The organism is Neobacillus sp. OS1-32, assembly GCF_030915425.1.
Lineage (GTDB): Bacteria > Bacillota > Bacilli > Bacillales > Cytobacillaceae > Neobacillus > Neobacillus paridis.
This window is the reverse complement of record NZ_CP133263.1, coordinates 2,127,432-2,144,175: the sequence shown is the minus strand read 5'-3', so window position 1 is coordinate 2,144,175 and position 16,744 is coordinate 2,127,432. Positions and strand designations below refer to the sequence as shown.

Genomic DNA, 16,744 nt, shown 5'->3' with positions numbered 1-16,744 from the left:
GAGAATGATAGGAGGGAAGCAATTTTTTATGGTAAAAACCAAAGGAACGATAGAAGCAGAAATCAGTAAGGCATTAACACATTGGGAGAAAAGTTATCTTGGACGAGGTTCCGTTTCAGTTAAATCAGATATTTTACGAGATATGATTATCGTTGTTTTAAAAGGCATCTTAACTCCAGCTGAATACTCACTATGCCAGGATAAAGAGGGATTATTATCAGTTAAGGAAAATCGTAATAGTTTAGTCGAATCAGGTATTGACGACTTAAAAGAGATCATTTCAAACATTACCGGACACGAAGTAGTAAGTTTCCATACTGACATTAGCACCCGGACCGGGGAAAGGGTCATCATTTTTAAGCTTTCGGTTGATCTGCAAAGCGAATTGTCATAACTGAGATGGGCCAGGACGATAGCCCGAAGCACGGGGCGGTCAGGTCAACACACGCAGAACCACAGCAGCCGAACCCGACACCCGATTCTTTAGTGAGGTGAATTTGATGCGTACAACTGAAGAGAAAAAAATACTTTTTGTCCTTGGCAATGAACAAAAGCCGGACCGATTTCTTGAAAAATTATCTGGTATTCAGCGGGAAAATATCATTATTATTCAAAGTTATGGTTCAACTATTGCACCATTCGGCGATATCATGCGTGACATGATTTTAGTAGTCCACTTGGAGAATGTCGACGAAATTTTTGTCGCTGCGGCAACGAACGGCCAACATAAAACAAGCGAGATCGAAAAGATCATTTTTGAAAATAAAGAATTACAGCAAAAAATTCAAACCCTAGATTACCTGTTTAAAAATTGCATGCCAGAATTCCCTAATGTGACTCTTCGTGAATGGTTTTCAGTCAGTCATACTCATCCTGATGTGGTTCAGCATAGTATTAACTTCATCCGCCAGCACCCCCTCATCCCGGCTCATATTAAGGTTTCGGAATTGAGTTTAAACGAAGATCGGCTCTGTTAAATGAACATCCCCCCTGCCTTGGATCCTCCGGGAGTTCAAGGCGGGGGGTTATTTACCGAACGATTCTTTTAAAATCCACCCTTCCTCATTCACAAATAAGTCGATTGCCGACTTTTCTCATTGGTTAGGGCTTGTCAATGTCCTTACTAATTATGCTTTCGTACGTTTCGATGGCAAAATCTTTGTACGGTGTAGGCGGCATTGATTTGAAATTCTCCACCGCTATCATGGCCGCTTGAATGGCTTCCTTTTGCTGCTTCAGTTCGCTGTAGCATAGCGCCCTATACGAATCTTTAATATAAAACAATGATAAATCGTACGGATGGTGGGCATAGGCGGGGATTTCCACCTTTTCCAGACAGGCAAGCGCTTCCTGCCACTGTTTTAAACCATATAAAGACTTTCCTTTTTCAAGTAGAAACCAGAACTGATAATCCCTATCGGTTGCGGGATCTGCTAAATACTTGTTGCAAATTTCCAGGGCTTGATCATATTTTTGCTCTTCCGCATTAAGCGATAAGGCGTGAAAGAGATCATAAAAAGTAAGCGATTGTAGGTCCTCGGCGAAATCGCCGTATTGTTTTACTTTTTCGGTATAATGCAGCTGCTGTTGTTTATTTTTCTTCATCAATCCATGTGCGGCCGCAAGCCGGTATAAATCATCAATCCGGTAAAAAATGCGGTGCTCCTTGGAAAATTGAATTGCCTGTTGCATCACATCAGCCGCTGCCTCCGAGTCGCCCACGGCAAAATGGAGAATCGCTTCATTATAATCCAGGTCAACTCTGGTCATCGGGTCAATGAAATGATGTTTTGCTTCGATTTGTCTTCGTTCCTGTAAGAAAATTTTTAAAGACTCGGCATAGTCATGTTCAACAAACTTTATCATTGCCCAAAAGATGCCAATGCTTGCCCGTTTGGCAGTTAAGTTCATTTCATCATACATCTTTGCTGCTTTCTTCGAAAGCTCCTGCCAGCCGTCAAGTCCTTCCTGTTGCAGGCTGCGGCTGTAAATTTCCAGTAACCGTGCCGACTCATAGCCCTGGGAGAGGTGTTCAAGGTAAGGCCCAATCAGGTCAATCAGCTGTTTAAATTTGTCCGTTTCCTCACCTATTTCGATCCCTTTATTATAAAGCTTTTCAGCCTCGTCCAGTATTTCCCGCAATTTAAGGGAACTTACCTCTTCCAAAAGTTCACTTACTTCCACACCTAATCTTCCAGCGATATAGGTCAAGCTCTCCATGGAAGGATTCGCCTTATTATTTTCAATCAGGCTGAGCATTCCTTTTGTCAGTTCATCTCCGGCTAGAGCTTCTAGCGTCATTTTTTTCTTTTTGCGAATTTCCCGAATACGTTCTCCTAACATGTAAACTGATTCACTCCTAGGCAATTTTATTCATTAGTTTAATTATATTAAACTTTAGCTTGAAATGGAAGAGGGTACCATGTTATAATTTGTTTAATAAAATTAAACTTTTGGAGTGGTTATTGATGAATGAAGCATTAAAATTAAAAAGAGCGACATACCATCTTTGGACATTTACCGTCAGCAAGCTGATTTCTGCTTTCGGGGCACAGGTGTATGCCTTTGCCATTAGTTTTTATATTTTACAAGCGACGGGTTCGGCGACAAGTTTTGCCGCCAATCTAATTTGCAATATTTTACCGCGGACGCTTGCGGCACCGTTTGCCGGTTACATTGTTGATAATTATTCGCGGAAAAAGGTGGTAGTTTTTTCGCAAATCGCCACTACTTTGGCAATTGGGGGACTGCTCCTCGTCAGCTTCACATCAGGATTATCGCTCACCGCCATTTATACAACCTCTTGTGTCTTATCGCTTACATCAGTCTTTTCCGGAGTCGCATTTACATCTTCCATTACTGGACTTGTAGATAAACAGCGGATTCAAAAAGCGATGTCGTTAAATCAAATGTCAATTTCGTTTGCTTCGATTGGCAGCCCCGCTGTCGGCGGCTTGTTGTATGGTGCTGTTTCCATGTCCACTTTCCTGATTATCTATATGGCTGCATCGAGTATGGCCGTTATACTGGAATCAACGATGAATTTCAAGCTATACACCAGTCATGATTTAGTAGAAGAGGACGAAAAGGAACCACTTTGGCAAAGCATGAAGTCCGGGTTTATCTATATAAAAACCCAATCACTGCTGATGACCGTCATTTGGATTGCGCTTTTGGTTAATTTTCTGTTCGGGGCATACGAGGTCGGCTACTCGTTTATTTTAATCGAAAAACTGAAAATGGCCTCCCAGCAGTTTGGTTTAACCGAAGGGGCTTTCGCTGCGGGGATGCTGCTGTTATCGATTTATTACTCGGTTCGGAAAGAGGTCAAATATCCATTATTGGTTTCCAAATGGGGGATCATTGGCATGGGCGTGGTTATGACTGCACTTGTTCTGCCATTAATGCTGAAGTTCCCAAATCATTCGATATTTGTTTATTATATTGTGCTGCAGCTGGGATTAGGAGCCGCGTCGATCATTACGAACACGCCGATCATGGTGATTTTGCAAAAACAAATTGATGACCGTTTTAAAGGCCGGGTATTTTCCATCCTCGAGACAATGGCAATGGCTTTGATGCCGCTTGGCATGGTGCTGTACGGCTTCTTGTATGACGTATTTCCCGCCCAATGGATTATGATTGTCTCAGCCGCTCTGTTTGTTGGCGTCATCCTTGTTCTGGCCAGACCTTCTGTGATACGCAAAGTGCATCCGGAAATTGGAGCTGGTAAGGCCGTCAGAATCAAAAAAGTTCCATCAAATGTTTGATTTTTAGCGCTTGTTATCTCTTATAATAGAAGAAGTAGTGGTTAATAAAAAGGAGCGGATTGGCAATGTTTGCAGCAGGTCAGAGGGAAATGCAGCAAATGGATCAGTTTACAATTGATAAAATCGGCTTACCGGGAATCGTTTTAATGGAAAACGCCGGAGCCAGGGTGGTTGAGGAAATATTAGCTTCTACTCCTTGTGAGCACCCCAAAGTATTAGTCCTTGCCGGCGGAGGGAATAATGGCGGCGACGGTTTTGTTATCGCCCGCAGGTTGTATGATTCAGGCCTTGAGCCGCTGCTTTGCTTACTTGTGAATCCAGAGCGGCTCAAGGGAGATGCGCGGCTTCAATTCGAAGTGTATCAGAATCGCGGTTTGCCGATTTTTTTCCTTCAAGAGAATACGAAGGCTGCCTTTCAAAAAGAATTGGCTCGTGCCGATATAATTGTTAACGCAATCTTAGGAACAGGTGTAAGCGGACCGGTTAGGCCGCCGTTTGATCTGGTCATTTCGCTGGTAAATGAACATAAAGGAAAGAAATTGGTGATTGCTGTTGATATCCCTTCAGGTGTTTCGAGTGATACCGGGAAAGTCGTCGGAAAGGCCATTGAAGCAGACAAAACGGTGACATTTGTTTTTCCGAAAAAAGGATTTTTCCTGCAGGATGGGCCACGTTATGTTGGAGAATGGAAGGTCGTTGACATTTCCGTTCCGCCTTCGCTGGTAACCGATTTAGGGTTAGACTTGCCAACTGTCATCACGGAAAAGCTGGGGCAAGAAGCAGTTCCGGTGCGCCCACAGCAGGGTCACAAGGGGACATTCGGCCATGTCCTAGTTGTTGGCGGTTCACGGCATTTTGTTGGGGCGCCAATTTTTGCAGCAAAATCGGCGTTAAACTCGGGAGCCGGATTGGTCACACTGGCGGTTCCAGAAACTATCTATCCAATGGCCGCGGCTCAGAATCCAGAGTCCTTGTTTTTACCATTACCCGAGGTTGATGGTCATTTCGCCGAAGCAGGTTTGAATGAATTATTGCCTAGACTGCATCAGTTTGACAGCATTGCAGTTGGACCCGGTATGGGCCGGTTTCCTCATGGGGAAGATTGGCTAAAAACTTTTATGAGCTCGCTGACGACTCAATCAGTTGTTATTGATGCCGACGCCTTGTATTTATTGTGCGATGAACTGGAATTGGTTCGCCGCTATAAGGGAAACATCATTTTTACCCCGCATCCAGGGGAAATGGCGCGGCTGTTAAATTGCACTGTAAGGGAAGTCGAGGCAGATCGTCTCGGGATTGCGAAAAGTTTTGCAATCGAGAATTCGCTGTTTTTGTTGTTAAAGGGTCATCGTTCGGTTATTGCGACTCCTAATGGCGCGGTTTATATTAATCCATTTGGACATGATGCCCTCGGTAAAGGTGGCAGCGGCGACGTGCTGACAGGCTTGATTGCCTCGTTCCTTGCACAGGGGGCTGTCCCGGTAAATGCTCTTATTGCTGCGAGCTATCTCCATGCTAGAGCCGGTGAGGAAAAGGCAAAAGCCTTATCCCATTATGGCGTAACACCGTTTGATATTATGGATGGCGTAAGAGAGCAGTTGAATTTAATTGGCTAAGGAGGTTATCCTTGATTTTGGGGATGCCCCCTTTTTTTATGAGAACAACAAGCGGTGCCGGTGAGGTCCAATCGTTCTCATAAACGCTTCATGAGAACAAAAAGGTCTGATGGTATCATGTGTCAGTTCTCATGAACATCTCATCCAACATCAATTATTATTAACCACTGACTCCTCCACTACGAACCGGTCTTTTCCAGCACCAACTCCGGCAATTGCCATCAATCCGACCACTACACATAGTATAACTAACGGGATTGTCCATGAATGGGTACGATCAAACAAAAAGCCGATTAAGCTTGGTCCAATAGCTGCCAGCAAATAACCTATAGACTGGGCCATTCCTGACAAATTCGCTGCCTGCCGCGCCCCTCTAGTCCTTAGACCAATAAGTGTAAGGGCTAAACTGATACTGGCGCCCTGGGCGACCCCAACACAAATAATAGATATAACACTCATCGAATAAGTCGATCCAAGCAACAGCCCCAACATCCCTGCAAAGTAAAATATACAAATTACCAGAACGATGCCCTTTTGAGTTTGAAACCGCCCGGCTAGGACCGGTGCTAAAAAAGTTGCCGGCAATCCGATTAGTTGCATGAGTGAAAGCAACCAGCCAGCAGTGGGCAAGTTCATCCCACCGCTTTTCAATATTTCAGGTATCCAGGCAATCGAACAATAGAATAAAAATGATTGCAATCCCATAAAAAGGGTAACTTGCCATGCAACTGCTGAGCCCCACAATTCTTTAATAGAAGATGGCTGTCCCTTAGAAGATTTTCTTCTTCTTAGATTTCCTTTAAGCTGTGGCAACCAAATAATAATCGCAATGAGTGCAATCACTGCCCAAAAAGCAAGCGACTTTTGCCAGCCCAATCGTAAACCTTGAGCAAGAGGAATACTTATTCCTGAACCTAACGCAGCAAAGGTATTCATCGACGTTGTATACATACTGGTCATGATCCCAACTTTTGATGGAAACTTCGCTTTTACAATTCCCGGTAACAAAACATTCCCAATGGCTACGCCAACTCCCACTAATAAAGTACCTAGAAAGACGGTGCTGATAAATCCTATAGAGCGAATGATAATACCAAAAAACAACACAAATAATCCAAGCAAAATAGTTTGTTCATTGCCCAATTTCTGCCCTAATCTAGGTGCCAGGATGGAAAAGGCGGCAAAAGAAAGCAACGGAAGTGTTGTAATAAAGCCTGCAGTTCCATTAGATATTCCAAAATCAGCCCTAATCATGCCAATGATTGGTCCAATTGCCGTAATCGCAGGACGTAAGTTAAATGCCACAAAAATGATTCCGAAGAGTAGCAGGACTTTATAAAACTTTTCTTTTTGATTTTCTTCATGCTCACTCATCGAGTTCCTCCGAGTTAAATTCAATATTTTTTACTATTATAACTATGAAATTATAGGGAATTCCAATTTAAAGGTTTACATATTAACTAGTAAATTGTATTTTTTTGCAGGAATGCCCAGGATAATATCGTATTAATATCATATAAAAGTATTTTTCCAACCATAGCCGTGCCTGTTAGCAAACAAGTGTTTCCGAAAAATGATATAATGGTAGAAAAGAATAAACATTTCTAATTCATCGTAACCAAATTGGTGCCTGACACCCAGGTTGTTTATACAGGAGATGACGAAAAATGGGGTTAGTACGAAAAGGAATTAGTGTTATTCATTTTGATGAAACGTATTTTGCACAAACCAAACTGCTGCAATACCCGCATGAGGACTTGGATTTTCGGCAAATGCAGCATGTGAATCTATTTTGTGAGGAAGATTCTTTAACGATTTTACAAAAACAATTGCAAAAAAGGAAGCAAAAAGGGATTACCTATATTGGCAGTGGAAACTATCATTATATTACTTATATCATATTAACAGAAATGACAGAACCGTTTACCCTCATTCTATTTGACAATCATCCCGATCTAGGAAATGATCAAGGCCATGAAGAGAGTTTGTTATCATGCGGATCATGGGTATCGTATGCCCTAAAAGAAATTCCGTTATTGCAGCAAGTTGTCATCATTGGCCCCACCACGATTTCACAGCATCACTTCAATTATCATCACGTTGTTATCTTTCCATTTGATGGCAGGCATCATTATGCATTAAAGTCCATTTTATCTGCTATTCGTACGCAAAATGTTTATATTAGTATTGATAAGGATGTGTTAAATACAACCGAAGCCGAGACCAATTGGGATCAGGGTGTGATGAATCTTTCTACTCTAACTTATTTTCTTGAAGCAATTAGCAAGTATAAAAAGATTGAAGGTGTCGATATATGCGGCGAGGAGCATCTTTCCCCGCACGACATGGTTCTGCCCAATTATCAAGCTAGATTTCGCAAAAATGAAAAAGCAAATCTTGCCATTTTGAAAACATGTCTAAAAGGAAGCCACCAGCAAACAAGAGGAGCATAATTTTACCCCGGAATATAAAAAATACAAGGAACGATTGTATCAAGGGAAAGAGGGATAATGGTGATAAAAATTGGGGTTATTGGACTTGGTGATATTGCCCAAAAAGCTTATCTGCCAGTCTACAGCCAAATCAAGGATGTTGAGTTTCATTTTTACACGAGAAATCGTGAAAAGCTAATGGCGATCGGCAGACAGTATCGTTTTCGGCATTTGCATTTTGATCTTGAATCATTGGTAAACAGCGGTATATCAGGAGTATTTGTCCATTCCTCGACATCTTCGCATGAAGAAATTGTCAGGTGGCTGCTTACCAGGGGTATTCATGTTTTTGTTGATAAGCCGATTACAGATCATTTTGATGGAGCCAAAAGGCTTGTTGAATTGTCAGAGGAAAAAGGGTTAATTCTGATGACTGGCTTCAACCGAAGGTATGCCCCTGCCTACGCGAGGTTAAAGAAAATTTCGGAGCCTAATATGGTCATAGTTCAGAAAAATCGCAGAAATCACCCCGGGGACCCCAGAACGTTAATTTTTGATGATTTCATTCATGTTGTTGATACCATGAGGTACTTGTTCACCCATCCAATTGAGGAATTGCTGGTAAATGGCCGAATCGAGGACGACCTTCTTTACCATGTGGTTATTCAATTTATGTCACAGGGGGGACAGCCATTGGGATAATGAACCGGGAAAATGGGGCCAATGAAGAGATCGTCCAAGTTATGGGGCCGTATGAGAAGGGAACGGTTACCAATGTTTCGCAACTTGTTATTTCCAAAGAAAACGAGAATATTGAAGTGCGGAGCAATGATTGGGAACCTACTTTGGTTAAGCGGGGGTTTCCGCAAATGGTCAATGACTTTATTCAGGCAATTAAGGGAGGAACCAATCCGGAAATTACCGCATGGGATTCCCTGGAAACCCATGAAATCTGTGAAGAAATTATAACGAAACTGGCAAATAATACGTATGAAAGACTCTGAGGACTCCCTCCAGAGTCTTTTCTCTTATCGGTTTGACAGATTTTTTTCTGGTAATAAAATGTTGGCAATTTGTAAATATTTTCCCATAAATACGCCCTTTTTTATGATATGGTCAAAGTGAGAAGGATGTTTCTAGTATTTAAAGGGGGTTCAGAAACATGGGAGCACGTGTAATTGAACCAAATAGTGGGCCAAAGATTCAAAAGGAAAAAGAAGTCGTCAGACAAATGATTGAAATCTATTGCCACCGGAAACACCATCGGGATAGTTTATGTAAGGAATGTCAGGATTTGAAAAATTATGCGTTATTGCGACTGTCATTTTGCCGGTTTGGGGAAGATAAGACTGCCTGCTCTAATTGTAAAATTCACTGCTATAAGCCCAAATACCGCGAAAAAATGAAAGCCGTGATGAGGTATTCTGGACCTTGGATGCTGTTGTACCATCCGATTTATTCGATAAAACACTTGCTAAATAAATAGGTTTGCAGGATTCAAAAGGAAAATAGTACCCGGATTGTTTCACGCAATCTGGGTTTTCTTTTTAATAAAAATATTATATGAAAAATGACCAAAATCTTTGTTGACCTTGACGTTGCGTAAAGGTGTATCGTGAATGATGAGGAGGTGATGTGATGGAATATACAGTGCAAAAACTGGCAAGGCTGGCGGGGATTAGCACCAGAACCTTAAGGTATTATGATGAAATAGGTATTCTTAAGCCGGCGAGAATCAATTCTTCAGGATACCGGATCTATAGTCAAGCGGAGGTAGATCTGCTGCAGCAAATTCTCTTCTTTCGGGAACTTGGGATGGGCCTGGAGCAGATTAAGACGATCGTCACCGACCCCGCTTTTGATGCTGTCAAAGCACTAAGAGAACATCATCAAAAGCTCCTCGAAAAAAGAGTGCAATTGGACTTATTAATTGCAAATATTGAAAAAACAATTGCGCACACAGAAGGGGGAATCGAAATGACCGATCAGGAAAAATTTACAGGCTTTAAGAAGAAAATGATCGATGAAAATGAGAAGAAGTACGGTAAAGAAATCAGGGAGAAGTACGGCAACGAAACTGTTGACCGCTCCAATGCCAAACTGCAAAACATGACCAAGGAGCAATATGAAGAGGTTACTGCCCTGTCAGAGGAGATAACACGAACACTAGCTGAAGCGATGAAAACCGGAGACCCTGCAGGAGAGTTAGCGCAAAAAGCAGCGGAACTTCATAAAGAGTGGCTTACCTTCTTTTGGCATGAGTATAGTAAGGAAGCCCACGCTGGCCTGGCACAAATGTATGTCGAAGACGAACGGTTTAAGGCTTATTATGATAAAGAACAGCCAGGTACGGCTGAGTTTCTAAGAGAGGCCATTCTTATTTATACTGGTATTCAAAAAAAATAATATTGTATAGGTGCCTGACACTTGGATGTTAGGCACATTTTTTTTAATAATACCCATCTATGGGTTTTTTTGAAGAATCATCTATGGTATTATTATTTTAATATTTGTTATTTTTTAATATTTTACAAAAATGTAATATAACTATTAGGTAGGTGTAAATGTGAATAATGAACCTATTTTACAAATAAAAGATTTAAAGGTTTCATTTCAATCGGGGAAGAAGTACCTCCCTGCCGTGGATGGAATCAGCTTTAAATTAAGAGAAGGTGAAATTCTCGGGATTGTCGGAGAATCCGGCAGCGGCAAGAGTGTCACCTCCTTGGCAACGATGGGATTAATTCCAACCCCGCCAGGAAAAATTGAAAAAGGCGAGATTATTTTTGCCGGGAAAGACTTAATAAATATCTCAGAAAAGGAATGGCGCGAGATTCGCGGCAACCAAATATCGATGATCTTCCAAGAACCGATGACATCGCTGAATCCTTTATTTACAATTGGCAACCAATTAATCGAGGCCATCCGCTTACATACGCAACTTTCAAAGGCTGAAGCAAAGGTCCGAAGTGTAGAGCTATTAAAGCTGGTGGGAATACCGCGGGCGGAGGGAATTTTGAAAGAGTATCCTCATCAACTTTCCGGGGGAATGCGGCAGAGGGTCATGATTGCGATGGCGATGGCTTGCAATCCCAGGGTGCTGATTGCGGACGAGCCGACAACTGCGCTTGATGTCACGATTCAAGCACAAATCTTGGCCTTGATGAAAAATTTGAACCGAAAAACCAATACGTCCATTATTCTCATTACCCATGATTTAGGCGTAGTTGCAGAGATTTGTGAGCGGGTGATCGTCATGTACGCCGGACAGGTGGTGGAACAAGGCGATGTCAGAACTATCTTGAAAAATCCACAGCATCCTTATACGAAAGGATTATTGAAATCGATTCCAGACCTGAGAGGAAATAAAGAACGTCTCTATAGTATCCCGGGAACTGTTCCAATGCCGGGGACTGTCCATCAGGGCTGCCGATTTGCCGCAAGATGCGCGGAAGCTTTTGATAAGTGCCGAAATGAGGCACCTAAGTTATATCAATCAAAAAAAGACGGACATGAAGTGCGCTGTTTCCTACATATATTGAGAGAGGGGAGAGACGAACATGTCGGAGTTACTCCTTGAAGTAAAAGGTCTGAAAAAATATTTTCCGATTACCGGCGGTATTTTAGGCCGGAGACAAGGGGAAGTGAAGGCAGTAGACGATGTTTCGTTTTACGTCAAAAAAGGCGAAACATTGGGGATTGTCGGGGAATCCGGCTGCGGCAAATCAACAACCGGGCGGCTGCTCATGCGTTTAATTGAAGCAAGTGACGGCTCGATTATTTTTGAAGATAAAGAGATTACCCAAATGTCAAAGGCAGAATTGAGAAAAATCCGTCGCGATATCCAGATGGTATTCCAGGATCCCTATGCATCGCTCAACCCGAGGCATTCCATTGAGCAAATTTTGGAAGAACCGTTGATTGTTCATGGAATTGGCTCGAAGGAAGATCGCCGCAAAAGGGTTCAGGAAATGCTTGAGGTAGTCGGTTTAAGCAGTTACCATGCCAAAAGGTATCCTCACCAATTCAGCGGCGGTCAGCGGCAGCGGATTGGGATTGCCAGGGCGCTGATGACAAAGCCGAAACTGATCATCGCCGATGAACCGGTTTCCGCCCTTGATGTCTCAATTCAGGCCCAGGTTCTAAATCTGATGAAGGATATTCAAAAAGAATTCCAGCTAACTTATATCTTTATTGCCCATGATTTAGGGGTAGTCCGTCATATCAGCGACCGGGTCGGGGTTATGTATTTAGGCAGATTAATAGAGCTTGCGGAGAGTGAAGAATTATACGAAAATCCATTGCATCCCTATACAAAAGCGTTGCTTTCAGCGGTTCCCATAGCGAACCCCGATCTCCAAAAGGAGGCAATCCTAATTGAAGGGGATTTGCCCAGCCCGGCTAATCCGCCATCAGGCTGCGCCTTTCACACGAGATGTGGAGAATGCATGGAGATTTGTAAAACAACGAGACCAACAGAACGCATTCTGAACGGTCATTATGTTGCCTGCCACTTATATGACGAGTGATGGGCAGCATTGATGATATAAAAACAAACATTTAGGGGGTAGGAATATTTAATGAAGAACAAGACGTTAAAAATGCTGTTAATTTCAATACTAGCGATCAGCATGTTTCTTGTTGGCTGCAACTCGAAAACAAATAAACAAGCAGACGACAGCAAGAAGCCAGCTGATAGCAGTGCTCCTGCAAAGGATACGCTTGTCTATGGCCGTGGCGGTGACTCCGTTTCACTCGACCCGATCACGACAACAGAAGGGGAAACGTTTAAGGTTACCATTAATATTTTTGAAACATTATTAAACTATGGGGAGCAAGATACAACGATTCATCCGGGACTTGCCGAAAAATGGAAAGTATCTGATGATGGGCTGCAGTATACGTTCCACCTCCGTCAAGGGGTAAAATTCCACGACGGCACGGATTTTAATGCAGATGCCGTTATTTATAATTTTAACCGCTGGATGAACGGAAATGAAAAACAATTCCCTTATTATACGATGTTTGGCGGATTTAAGAAAGATAAAGGCCATGTCATTAAAGAGATTAAAGCTCTTGATGACCATACTGTCCAATTTATTTTGAAAAGACCGCAGGCACCATTCCTGAAAAACTTAGCCATGTCGATGTTTGGTATCGCCAGTCCGGCAGCACTCAAGAAATATGGCGATGATTTCCGAAAAAATCCTGTCGGGACCGGTCCATTCAAATTTGTTGAGTGGAAGGCTAACGACCGCATTGTGATTGAAAAGAACCCTGATTATTGGGACAAGAGCCTGCCGAAGTTAAACAAAATTATTTTCCGCGTAATTCCGGAAAATACGGCCCGGCTTAATGCTTTGGCAAATGGAGAAATTGACGTCATGGACGGCTTAAATAACTCAGATGAAGCAACCGTTTTGGCAAATGACAAACTGCAAATCATCGAACGTCCATCGATGAACATTGGCTATATTGGCTTAACGACTACGCGTAAGCCGCTTGATAACAAGCTGGTCCGTCAGGCGATTAATCATGCCATTGACAAAAAGACAATCATCGATGCCTTCTATGGCGGTAAAGCATTGCCTGCGAAAAACCCAATGCCTCCTTCGATTGAAGGCTACAACGATGCGATTGAAGATTATCCATATGACTTGGAAAAAGCTAAGGCACTTCTGAAGGAAGCCGGATTGGAAAAAGGCTTTACCATTGACTTATGGGCCATGCCAGTTGCCCGTCCATACATGCCAGAGGCGCAAAAAGTTGCTGAAGTCATTCAAGAAAGCTTAAGTAAAATTAATATTAAAGCAAACATCAAATCTGTGGACTGGGCGACTTATTTAGATAAGGCCAATAAAGGCGAGTTTGATATGTTCATGCTCGGCTGGACCGGTGACAATGGCGACCCGGATAACTTTATCTACACATTGCTGGATAAAGACAGTATCGGCAGCAACAACTATGCTCAGTACAGCAATGATAAGCTTCACGATATTTTAATTGAAGCACAAACCATTGCTGATCAAGAAAAGCGAAACGAGCTTTATAAGAAAGCGCAAGAAATTGTTCATGAAGACGCGCCATGGGTGCCGCTCGTTCATTCCACACCACTTCTGGCGGCATCTAAAGACGTGGTAAACTACCTACCGCATCCAACCGGTTCCGAGTGCTTAAGCAAGGTTGAATTTAAATAATGAGTAAGACGAGGGGAGGTTTCTTTGCCTCCCCTTTTGCCAACAAAGGCTTGCCATTTTAATAAATTTTACAAGCAATATATGTGCATTTTATTGAGAAAAATTCGCGGCAAAAACACCGCGATTTATAACACCGCTTTAATTTGAACCTGACTAAAAGAGGTGAGAAAAGTGCTAACCTATACAATCCGGCGAATTTTTTCATTAATACCAGTGTTAATTGGAATGACTCTGATTGTTTTTGCCATCATACACGCGATACCAGGAAATCCGGCGCAGGTTATTCTCGGTCAAAGGGCAACTAAGGAGGCCGTCGCAGAACTGACAAAACAGTTGGGGCTGGATCAGCCATGGTACATACAATATTTTGATTATATTAATGCTCTCCTGCATGGTGATTTGGGCATTTCATTGCGGACAAGAGGCCCGATTAATGAGGAAATTTGGCCATATTTAACCGCGACGATTGAATTGACCTTAGTTGCTATCATCATTGCCGTCATTATTGGAGTCAACGCCGGGATTATCAGCGCCTGGTTTTCGAAATCCTGGTTTGATTATGCCGCCATGGTATTTGCCTTAATCGGTGTGTCAATGCCTATTTTCTGGCTTGGGTTAATGGGACAATGGGTATTTTCGATTGAATTAGGCTGGCTGCCGACAACTGGCCGGGAGGATGTCAGGGATCCGGTTACCGCTATCACAAATATTTATTTGATTGACACATTATTGCAGGGCAGGTTCGATCAGTTTAAAGTTGTGCTGCAGCATTTAATTTTACCGAGTGCAGCGCTGGCAACGATTCCAATGGCGATTATTGCAAGAATGACCAGGGCGACAATGCTGGAGGTCATGAAATCAGATTATATTCGGACAGCACGGGCCAAAGGATTAAGCATGTTCTGGGTCGTGTACAAGCATTCTTTAAAAAATGCAATTATTCCTGTTCTTACCGTCATCGGCCTGCAAACCGGCCTGTTATTAGGCGGAGCAATTTTAACGGAAACCATTTTCGGCTGGCCCGGAATTGGCAGATATTTATATGATGCCATCGGGTATCGCGACTATCCGGTGATTCAATCAGGAATCTTGATTATTGCCGCGATCTTCGTATTGATCAATTTAGTAGTGGATCTCTTGTATGTGTTTATCGATCCGCGGATTAAATACACGAAGTAAAGGAGGACTCTAGCAGTGGCTGAATTAGCAAAAAATACAACGGATCTACAAACCATACCTGCTGAAGAAACGTTTATTCCTCCGTGGAAGGAGGCCTGGCAGTCTTTTTATAAAAATCGTTTGGCCGTGATTGGCCTTGCCATTGTTCTCTTCTTTATTATCCTTGCTCTCATTGCTCCGTGGGTGGCGCCATACGGTTTTAAAGAGCAGGTTATGTCCGAGCGGATGCAGGCACCATCAAGTAAACATTGGTTTGGTACGGATGATTTTGGCCGGGATATTTTTTCCCGGGTAATATATGGAGCTAGAATTTCCTTATGGGTGGGATTCTTTTCTGTCCTGGGATCTGTCGTAGTTGGGACATTCCTCGGGATCGTAGCCGGTTACTACGGGCGCTGGATAGATACAATTATTTCTCGGTTTTTTGATATCATGCTGGCGTTCCCCAGTATTCTTCTGGCAATTGCTGTAGTCGCCATCCTTGGCCCGTCATTGCAAAATGCCTTGATCGCAATTGCCGTTATCAACGTCCCCAATTTCGGCCGGCTTGTCCGTTCAAAGGTGTTAAGTGTTAAACAGGAAGAATACATTATGTCGGCGCGGGCGATCGGAATGAAGGATTCACGGATTCTTTTCCGCCATGTTTTACCGAATAGCATTTCACCGGTCATTGTTCAGGCCACATTGGCGATTGCCACAGCGATTATTGAAGCAGCGGCACTAGGGTTTCTTGGCATGGGGGCGCAGCCGCCGACACCGGAGTGGGGGAAAATGCTGGCCGATTCCAAGAACTATATTACCAATGCCCCGTGGACACTATTTTTCCCGGGGATGGCAATTATGCTGACGGTACTTGGCTTCAACTTGATGGGTGACGGCTTACGCGATGTCCTCGATCCAAAAATGAAAAACTAGCCGAAAAGACCTCGGGTGTGGGGTCTTTTCTAATTAGCTTAAAAAATCATTTTGTGTTATATAATCAGAAGATTTATAATTAGCTAAAGATTGTTCGTATTGTGGTGGGAGGAACTATTTGTAATGAATAAAGAAAAGAGCATCGTCCTGATAGGCTTCATGGGGGTAGGGAAGACGACCGTCTCAAAGTTGCTGGCTGAAAAGCTCAATCGACAATTTATTGATATAGATGAGGAAATTGAAAAAGAATTCAAACTGCCCATTCCCGAAATTTTTCAGAAGTTTGGTGAGAAAACATTTAGAAAGCGGGAGAAGGAATTGATTTACAGCATGGCAGAACAACATGGAAAAATCATTTCGGTCGGAGGGGGAGCATTCCTCCAGGAGGATATCAAAAACATTTGTTTATCAACCTGCACGGTGATCTTTTTAACTATTTCGTTTGAAAACTGGAAGGACAGGCTTCGTCTTATTCAAGATAGCCGGCCGGTCCTTCATGGAAAAACAATTAAAGAAATGGAAGAACTTTTTAATCAGAGGCAAGCAATTTATGCTGATCATCATGTAAAGATTACGGTTGATCACAAAAATCCCGAAGAGGTTGTCGCAGAAATTCTTCAAAAGGTGGATTGAAG

The 16,744-nt window shown here is 42.7% G+C and carries 17 protein-coding genes; 15 read left to right on the top strand and 2 right to left on the bottom strand.

Going from position 1 to position 16,744, the window contains the following annotated elements:
• The first annotated feature begins 28 nt into the window (after positions 1-28).
• Together RCG24_RS10895 and RCG24_RS10890 are read left to right on the top strand one after the other, a co-directional pair.
• Complete coding sequence (locus RCG24_RS10895; protein WP_202654830.1) at positions 29-394, top strand: Na-translocating system protein MpsC family protein; 366 nt, start codon at positions 29-31, stop codon at positions 392-394.
• A 106-nt stretch (positions 395-500) separates the two neighbouring features.
• A complete protein-coding gene (locus RCG24_RS10890; RefSeq protein ID WP_202654831.1) occupies positions 501-977 on the top strand; it encodes a carbonic anhydrase in 477 nt (158 codons plus the stop codon).
• Between the two features lie 124 nt (positions 978-1,101).
• Here the strand turns inward: RCG24_RS10890 and RCG24_RS10885 are convergent, their stop codons facing one another.
• On the bottom strand, positions 1,102-2,343 hold the full coding sequence (locus RCG24_RS10885) for a helix-turn-helix domain-containing protein (protein ID WP_308079068.1): 1,242 nt from the start codon (positions 2,341-2,343) through the stop codon (positions 1,102-1,104).
• 125 nt (positions 2,344-2,468) lie between these two features.
• On the opposite strand from RCG24_RS10885, the gene RCG24_RS10880 reads away from it, so the two are divergent.
• Positions 2,469-3,770, top strand: a complete 1,302-nt coding sequence (locus tag RCG24_RS10880; protein ID WP_202654833.1) for an MFS transporter — start codon at positions 2,469-2,471, stop codon at positions 3,768-3,770.
• Between the two features lie 65 nt (positions 3,771-3,835).
• Positions 3,836-5,386 (top strand): NAD(P)H-hydrate dehydratase, encoded by a 1,551-nt coding sequence (locus RCG24_RS10875; protein ID WP_308079067.1) that lies wholly within the window; start codon positions 3,836-3,838, stop codon positions 5,384-5,386.
• 150 nt (positions 5,387-5,536) lie between these two features.
• Here the strand turns inward: RCG24_RS10875 and RCG24_RS10870 are convergent, their stop codons facing one another.
• Positions 5,537-6,760 carry a CynX/NimT family MFS transporter gene (locus tag RCG24_RS10870; protein WP_202654835.1) on the bottom strand — a complete coding sequence of 408 codons (1,224 nt, stop codon included), beginning with the start codon at positions 6,758-6,760 and terminating at the stop codon, positions 5,537-5,539.
• A gap of 293 nt (positions 6,761-7,053) precedes the next feature.
• On the opposite strand from RCG24_RS10870, the gene RCG24_RS10865 reads away from it, so the two are divergent.
• From RCG24_RS10865 to RCG24_RS10815, 11 genes are all read left to right on the top strand, one after another.
• The gene (locus RCG24_RS10865) at positions 7,054-7,839 is read left to right on the top strand and encodes an arginase family protein (protein ID WP_308079066.1); all 786 of its coding nucleotides are present in this window, start codon (positions 7,054-7,056) and stop codon (positions 7,837-7,839) included.
• A 57-nt stretch (positions 7,840-7,896) separates the two neighbouring features.
• Entirely contained in the window at positions 7,897-8,520 is a 624-nt protein-coding gene (locus RCG24_RS10860) for a Gfo/Idh/MocA family protein (RefSeq protein WP_308079065.1), read from the top strand.
• Positions 8,520-8,822: a hypothetical protein gene (locus RCG24_RS10855; RefSeq protein WP_308079064.1), complete on the top strand. Its 303-nt coding sequence runs from the start codon at positions 8,520-8,522 to the stop codon at positions 8,820-8,822. Before RCG24_RS10860 ends, RCG24_RS10855 begins: the two co-directional genes overlap by 1 nt.
• Positions 8,823-8,980: 158 nt before the next feature.
• The gene (locus tag RCG24_RS10850; RefSeq protein WP_308079063.1) at positions 8,981-9,304 is read left to right on the top strand and encodes a nitrous oxide-stimulated promoter family protein; all 324 of its coding nucleotides are present in this window, start codon (positions 8,981-8,983) and stop codon (positions 9,302-9,304) included.
• Between the two features lie 152 nt (positions 9,305-9,456).
• A complete protein-coding gene (locus RCG24_RS10845) occupies positions 9,457-10,224 on the top strand; it encodes a MerR family transcriptional regulator (RefSeq protein WP_308079062.1) in 768 nt (255 codons plus the stop codon).
• Positions 10,225-10,384: 160 nt separating this feature from the next.
• Positions 10,385-11,398, top strand: coding sequence for an ABC transporter ATP-binding protein (locus tag RCG24_RS10840; protein ID WP_308079061.1), 1,014 nt, complete (start codon positions 10,385-10,387; stop codon positions 11,396-11,398).
• Entirely contained in the window at positions 11,379-12,347 is a 969-nt protein-coding gene (locus RCG24_RS10835) for an ABC transporter ATP-binding protein (RefSeq protein WP_202654840.1), read from the top strand. The genes RCG24_RS10840 and RCG24_RS10835 overlap by 20 nt, the downstream gene beginning before the upstream one ends.
• Positions 12,348-12,398: 51 nt before the next feature.
• On the top strand, positions 12,399-14,015 hold the full coding sequence (locus tag RCG24_RS10830; protein ID WP_202654841.1) for an ABC transporter substrate-binding protein: 1,617 nt from the start codon (positions 12,399-12,401) through the stop codon (positions 14,013-14,015).
• A gap of 171 nt (positions 14,016-14,186) precedes the next feature.
• Complete coding sequence (locus tag RCG24_RS10825; RefSeq protein ID WP_202654842.1) at positions 14,187-15,194, top strand: ABC transporter permease; 1,008 nt, start codon at positions 14,187-14,189, stop codon at positions 15,192-15,194.
• Positions 15,195-15,209: 15 nt separating this feature from the next.
• Positions 15,210-16,109 carry a nickel transporter permease gene (nikC, locus tag RCG24_RS10820; RefSeq protein WP_202654843.1) on the top strand — a complete coding sequence of 300 codons (900 nt, stop codon included), beginning with the start codon at positions 15,210-15,212 and terminating at the stop codon, positions 16,107-16,109.
• 123 nt (positions 16,110-16,232) lie between these two features.
• A complete protein-coding gene (locus RCG24_RS10815) occupies positions 16,233-16,742 on the top strand; it encodes a shikimate kinase (protein ID WP_202654844.1) in 510 nt (169 codons plus the stop codon).
• The last annotated feature ends 2 nt before the right edge of the window (positions 16,743-16,744 follow it).

Bases quoted from the DNA above. Each gene is read 5' to 3' on its own strand.
- RCG24_RS10845 (WP_308079062.1), top strand. From the start codon at position 9,457: ATGGAATATACAGTGCAAAAACTGGCAAGGCTGGCGGGGATTAGCACC.
- RCG24_RS10875 (WP_308079067.1), top strand. From the start codon at position 3,836: ATGTTTGCAGCAGGTCAGAGGGAAATGCAGCAAATGGATCAGTTTACA.
- RCG24_RS10860 (WP_308079065.1), top strand. From the start codon at position 7,897: ATGGTGATAAAAATTGGGGTTATTGGACTTGGTGATATTGCCCAAAAA.
- RCG24_RS10885 (WP_308079068.1), bottom strand. From the start codon at position 2,343: ATGTTAGGAGAACGTATTCGGGAAATTCGCAAAAAGAAAAAAATGACG.
- RCG24_RS10855 (WP_308079064.1), top strand. From the start codon at position 8,520: ATGAACCGGGAAAATGGGGCCAATGAAGAGATCGTCCAAGTTATGGGG.
- RCG24_RS10890 (WP_202654831.1), top strand. From the start codon at position 501: ATGCGTACAACTGAAGAGAAAAAAATACTTTTTGTCCTTGGCAATGAA.
- RCG24_RS10815 (WP_202654844.1), top strand. From the start codon at position 16,233: ATGAATAAAGAAAAGAGCATCGTCCTGATAGGCTTCATGGGGGTAGGG.
- RCG24_RS10880 (WP_202654833.1), top strand. From the start codon at position 2,469: ATGAATGAAGCATTAAAATTAAAAAGAGCGACATACCATCTTTGGACA.
- RCG24_RS10865 (WP_308079066.1), top strand. From the start codon at position 7,054: ATGGGGTTAGTACGAAAAGGAATTAGTGTTATTCATTTTGATGAAACG.
- RCG24_RS10850 (WP_308079063.1), top strand. From the start codon at position 8,981: ATGGGAGCACGTGTAATTGAACCAAATAGTGGGCCAAAGATTCAAAAG.
- RCG24_RS10895 (WP_202654830.1), top strand. From the start codon at position 29: ATGGTAAAAACCAAAGGAACGATAGAAGCAGAAATCAGTAAGGCATTA.
- RCG24_RS10870 (WP_202654835.1), bottom strand. From the start codon at position 6,760: ATGAGTGAGCATGAAGAAAATCAAAAAGAAAAGTTTTATAAAGTCCTG.
- RCG24_RS10830 (WP_202654841.1), top strand. From the start codon at position 12,399: ATGAAGAACAAGACGTTAAAAATGCTGTTAATTTCAATACTAGCGATC.
- RCG24_RS10835 (WP_202654840.1), top strand. From the start codon at position 11,379: ATGTCGGAGTTACTCCTTGAAGTAAAAGGTCTGAAAAAATATTTTCCG.